Origin of the sequence: Streptomyces bugieae (genome assembly GCF_036352915.1) — a bacterium.
GTDB classification, from domain to species: Bacteria; Actinomycetota; Actinomycetes; order Streptomycetales; family Streptomycetaceae; genus Streptomyces; species Streptomyces endophytica.
Genome location: NZ_JAZBJP010000250.1, coordinates 1 through 276 on the forward strand (window position 1 = coordinate 1; position 276 = coordinate 276).

1 rRNA gene is annotated in these 276 nt (G+C 55.4%); it reads right to left on the bottom strand.

The window, feature by feature from the left end:
• Positions 1-276 (bottom strand): 23S ribosomal RNA (locus V2J85_RS41105); the annotation flags it as partial.

The window sequence follows — 276 nt, forward strand, 5'->3', positions numbered from 1 at the left end:
TAGTCAATCGGCGCACACGTTTCCCACGTGTGTATCGCTACTCATGCCTGCATTCTCACTCGTGAACCGTCCACAACTCGTTTCCACGGCTGCTTCACCCGGCACACGACGCTCCCCTACCCATCACAGCAGACGTTGGTCCTAATGCTGCAATGACATGACTTCGGCGGTGTGCTTGAGCCCCGCTACATTGTCGGCGCGGAATCACTTGACCAGTGAGCTATTACGCACTCTTTCAAGGGTGGCTGCTTCTAAGCCAACCTCCTGGTTGTCTCT